This is a genomic window from Okeania sp. SIO2B9 (assembly GCF_010672505.1).
In the GTDB taxonomy this organism is placed as follows: Bacteria; Cyanobacteriota; Cyanobacteriia; order Cyanobacteriales; family Microcoleaceae; genus Okeania; species Okeania hirsuta.
In genome coordinates, this window is the sequence record NZ_JAAHGK010000572.1 from 1 (window position 1) to 4,609 (window position 4,609).

Genomic DNA, 4,609 nt, shown 5'->3' on the forward strand with positions numbered 1-4,609 from the left:
TACGGGAGTAGTTGACTTTTTAATAGAACCTAGTTTAAAGATTAGAAATATGACATTTATATAGCAATTACCATGCTGGTAAGGTACAAAATTCGTTTGTTTTAGGCAACAGGCAACGGGCAAAAGGCAATAGTGAAGTAAAGATAAAAGTGTACCTCACGCTTACTGAGAAATCCTATATAACTGAGAAGAAAAGGAGTTATACCAAATTGATAAATTTTTGCTACAAATAGCTAGGATATTTCTTAGGAGTCAGGAGTCATATAGAAATGGCTTCAATACCAGTTTTGAGCTAGGAAATTCTCTTTTATGTCAAAGAGACATCTCCTTTAAAGTCTTTTAATCACGCTGATTATTCGTAACATTCTTTTTTCAAAATGGTATTAGGTAGAGTTTCTATCTATAGAGCAAGGCAAAGGAGTTTGGAGTGAGCAGGAATACAAGTATATTAATGCTAAATAGTTGTGGGAAAAATTTTATTGTAGCTATTGAAGGAGAAAGAAATAAAATTAATTTTAAAGTAGATTTCAATAATTGATAATTGATAATTGATAATTACCTCTCCCTAAAAGGAAGAGGATTGAATAAAAGGAAAATTTTTTCTCTCTTGGTCGATTGGATATGGCGAGGAAACCCGTTCTTGCAGACCCGCTCCGAAGATCGCCATCCCACCCTACGGGAAGCTGCGCTAACGATCGCTTGTTTCTCCTTTAAAGGAGAGGCATTTTACCTTAATTATTCGGTAAATACTTTTAATTACAGCCGTAAATTATAGCAGTTTCCATTAACATAAAAAGCAGATATTTTGGCTTAAAGGTAGAAGGCAGAAGTTCTGTAGTCTACCTTTGTGAAAACTGCTATTAAGTTAAATAAAAAATACTCTTCTTATGCTTATGTATAGCAGAAGGAAGGATAAAGAAGGAAAAGTATTACTTTGTCTGAGTTTTAGACTTTTGAACTGTGTTAATCTTTCCTTCGACTGCTATAAAATTAATACAGTACAATACGGTTCAGTTAAGAATTTTTTGGGCAAATATGTGATGTACAAACGTTGATTTTTACACTTTCTATCAGATAAACTTTTGTCTCCTCTGAAGCATATTGAATTACAGTAAAATTATCTTTTGTATGGCAGGTTTAATACCCCACAGTCATTTCAGTTATCAGTTAATAGTACCTCCTACTGTTTGCGCAGCATTCCGTAGGAAAGCAGAAGGCTTAAAATACTGAATTTTCTTTTTTTGTCCTCTTTACAAGGGGAAGCTTGAAATCTAATTTTCTACTCAAAGGGAGTGCTTAAAATTGTTTGGGGTTATAAGACACGAAATGGCGTGTAGAAGATTATCCTCATGCAATTTTTCCTTAAGCATAACTTCCTTCTTTATTTTTACTTTTCCTAAAACCTAACACCTATTTAAAAATATGAATCCTGAAAAAAATGAAATAGATAATCAGCTAATTATAGATACATTTATTCAAGACCAAACGAGAAAACCTGAAGAAATCAAGGTAAATATTCATCCACAAGATGAAATGTATCTCTATGCTTTGAAAAATACTGAAGGAAAGATTGATGAAGCACTACTACGATATTTTTCTAATGGTAAAAGAATATTAGATGCAGTTAAAAAAATTGTAGAATGGCATTTTGATGGCTTTGAAAATATCTCTTCTTTTCTAGATTTTGCGAGTGGGTATGGGCGTTTTAGTAGATTTTTAGTTCAGGAAATACCAGTTCATAAAATTTGGATTTCTGATATTTATCCTCAAGCAGTAGAGTTTCAAAAAAAATTACTTGGAGTAGAAGGGATAGTGTCAACTAATCATCCTGAAGATTATCAACTAAATCAAAAATTTGACTGCATTTTTGCCTGTTCATTTTTTAGTCATACTCCAGAAAAGACTTTCAGTGGTTGGTTAGAAAAGTTATATAGTTTGTTGACAGAAAACGGCATATTAATCTTTAGTACCCATGACTTATCTTTAATGACTATAGAGACAGAAAAAGATGCAGAAGAAATTTACTTTACTCCAGAAAGTGAAAGTCTTTTTCTCAAAACTGAAGATTATGGAGTTACTTATGTAGGAGAAAAATGGGTAGGTAAAATTATTCACCAAGCAACTAAGGGAAAAGCAAAATGGCATCGGATTAAAAAAGGTCTTTGTGGATACCACGATCTATATATTCTGTGGAATAAAGAAGGAAGAAGGAAGAAGGAAGAAGGAAGAAGTTATAAAATCAAAAGTCAAAAGTCAAAAGTAATAAAGGAAGAAGTTTTTATCAATTCAAAAGTCAAAAGTCAAAAGTCAAAAGTTGGAAATTCAGAAGTTGGAAAGGGAGAAGCTATCAATTCAAAAGTCAAAAGTCAAAATTCAGAAGTTGGAAAGGGAGAAGTTGGAAAGGGAGAAGTTAAAAAGGGAGAAGTTGAGGAACAAAGAGATAAATTATTAAACTTTTATTGTCATCCTGATGGTGGTTGTAGAAGTATCGAAGTTACATCTACAGGAGACATTTATATAGAAGGATGGGCAGCAGATATTAATCCTGAAGAAAAAGTAGAAGAAGTAGCTGTTTTAGTAAATGGAATAAAAGTAAAAAGCTGTTTGCCAAAATACGAAAGCAAAATTCAAAAATATCAATGGTCATGCAGCATTAACAGCGAACATTTATCCCCAGATGACGTTATCTTGGTCAAAATTATTAATAATTTCCATTTAGAGCGAGTCGTTAATATTTCTCCAGTTAATTCCATCGTCTTATTACCACCAAACCATCTATTACTCAGAATTAGTGGCAACTCTAGTGTTAAAGCCTTTCTTAGTTCATTTGATGACCTAAAATATACAGTAAAAAATTATCTGCAAAAAGCAGGATTTGATTTTCATCAATTTGAGAATATTCTAGATTTTGGCTGTGGAGTAGGACGTTATTTAATGGCATTTAAACCAGAACTTTTGCCCAATCAAAAACTATTTGGTTGTGATGTTTTTCCTGAATGTGCTGAATGGTGTGAAGAAAATATCAAATTTGCTACAGTCAAACATAACAATATTCAACCTCCATTACCTTTTGAAAATAATCAATTTGACCTAGTTAATGCTGTCTCAGTATTCACTCACCTACGTTTAGATTTACAACATCTTTGGGCCTGGGATATTTATCGAGTATTACGCCCTGGTGGAATATTATTTATGACACTTCACGGACCTCAATTTTTTCCGATAGTTTATGATATTTTTCGCACTGGAAATACTCATCAAGCTGAAATGTATAGTATTGGAGAAGAGGGATTATTTTTGTATCTAGACCATCAAGGAGAAGTAGATGGTCAAGGTCAACATACTGTTTCAGCAGTACATACACCAGCAGCTTATCAGGAAATATTTTCTATGTTCAAACATATTAAAAGATTTCCTCAAAGTAATATGGCAAATGGGCAAGATTTATATATTTTACAAAAGCCAATTTCTGGTGGTTTAGTTGCTCAACCTTTAAGTAGGAAGAAGGAAGAAGGAAGAAGGAAGAAGGAAGAAGTTGGAAGGAAGAAGTTGGAAGGAAGAAGTTGGAAGGAAGAAGTTGGAAGGAAGAAGTTAGAAGTCTCAGAAGTCAGAAGTCAGAAGTTAGAAGTTAAGAATTTTGGCAAGGAGGAAGAAGTTGGAAATGCAAAGGAAGAAATAATAGTAAAAAAGATAGAAGCGGAAAAAATACTCATATCTGATAATGAAGAAACTAAAAATTTGTCGGATAGCCAAACAAATAGGCAAGTAAAAACAGAGGTTGAGGAACTACCTTTTTTTGATAGTGGAGAAACTTGGAAATTTGCTGAAAAAATTCTGCCGGGTAGTGATAAGTGTCAGACTGAAATTAAATTTCAAATTGAAGGTCAAAAAAGATTTCGAGTTTATCCACAAATAGAACCTATTGCTGCTTATTCAATAGAATGTGAAATTGAGATTATTAAGAGTGAGGATGGAAAAATATTAGTGCAAAAAACTATTCCTTTTAATCACAATCATATATTTGGCAAAACTAATTATGCGGTAGTAGAAGTAGAAATTCCTCGGTATTCTGGGGAAGTATTTGTCAGATTAACTACTGTAATTACAGATAGAATATCCCTAGCAACAGAGCAGGAAGTAATGGTATCTTGGAATTTTGCAAATTTTGCTTAAAATCAGGAGAAAAATTAGATGAAATTATATGGGGTAGTAGAAGTAGAAATTTATCAGTATTCTGGGGAAGTAGTTGTCAAATTAATAGTATCTTGAAATATTGCCAATTTTGCCTAACATCAGTAGAAAAATTCAATGAAATTATATGCAGTAATAGAAGTAGAAGTTCCTCAGTATTCTGGAGAAGTAGTTGTCAAGTTAAATGCTGTAATTATAGACAGAATATCCCTAGTACAAGATGGCGTAAATAACTGACCAGTTACAAAATTCTCAAACAATTACAAATCAAAAATGATTGACTTTTAAATGCATGACTTTTAACTTCTGCTTTCTTTCGGTAGGAAATGCAGAAGTAAACATAACTTTTAATTCTCTTTGGAGACTAATTCGGACTTAGGTGCGATAATAACTCATAGCTGATAGCTGATAGCTGTTT

General features: G+C 32.6%; 1 protein-coding gene. It reads left to right on the forward strand.

The window, feature by feature from the left end:
* The first annotated feature begins 1,422 nt into the window (after positions 1 to 1,422).
* Positions 1,423 to 4,173: a methyltransferase gene (locus tag F6K13_RS19330; RefSeq protein ID WP_287288065.1), complete on the forward strand. Its 2,751-nt coding sequence runs from the start codon at positions 1,423 to 1,425 to the stop codon at positions 4,171 to 4,173.
* The last annotated feature ends 436 nt before the right edge of the window (positions 4,174 to 4,609 follow it).

Excerpts from the sequence above, each read along its gene's own strand:
- F6K13_RS19330 (WP_287288065.1), top strand. The coding sequence starts at position 1,423 with ATGAATCCTGAAAAAAATGAAATAGATAATCAGCTAATTATAGATACA.